Annotated in this window: 1 protein-coding gene; it reads left to right on the top strand. The window is 76.3% G+C overall.

What is annotated here, in order from left to right; genetic code table 11:
* The coding region (locus HMPREF3105_RS12450) for an HAD family hydrolase (RefSeq protein WP_246830390.1) at positions 1-646 on the top strand (646 nt) is incomplete at both ends.

Here is a 646-nt window from a genome sequence, read left to right as displayed (position 1 = left end):
CGGCACCCCCCGCCGCGGCCTCGTCGGCCGTGCCCCTCCGCCTGGCCGTGGTGGACATGTCCGGCACGTCCATCGAGGAGCACGGGCTCCAGGACACGGCGTTCGCCCGCACGTTGGACCAGCACGGCGTCCCGGCGGGCACGCCGGAGCACGACGACGCCGCGCGGCGGTTCCGCGCACTCCGGCCCACCTCGCGCACGGCCGTGTTCCCCCGCGTGTTCGCCGACCGGGCGGTGGCCGCGGCGGCGACCCGCACGTTCGAGGCGACCTTCGACGCGCTGCTGGCCGAGCACGGCGTCCAGGCCGTCCCGGGTGCGGAGGAGGCGCTCGTCCGCCTGCGTGCCCTCGGCCTGCACGTGTGCCTCTGCACCGGCTACGCCCGCCACACCCAGAACATGATCCTCGAGTCGCTGGGGTGGATGGGCCTGGCGGATCTGAGCCTCTCCCCGGACGACGCCGGCCGCGGCGTCCCCTACCCGGACATGATCCTCACCGCCCTGCTCGGTCTCGACCTCGACGACGTCCGCAGCGTCCTCGTGGTCGGGGACACCGCGGAGGACATGACGGCCGGGCGCCGCGCGGGGGCCGGACTCGTGGTCGGCGTGCGCACGGGTCGCGACGCCGACGACGTCCTGCGGGCGGCGGG

It is taken from the genome of Micrococcus sp. HMSC31B01 (assembly GCF_001816085.1).
GTDB classification, from domain to species: Bacteria; Actinomycetota; Actinomycetes; order Actinomycetales; family Micrococcaceae; genus Micrococcus; species Micrococcus luteus.
The sequence above is the reverse complement of the archived record's forward strand: the minus strand, read 5'-3'. Positions and strand labels throughout refer to the sequence as shown.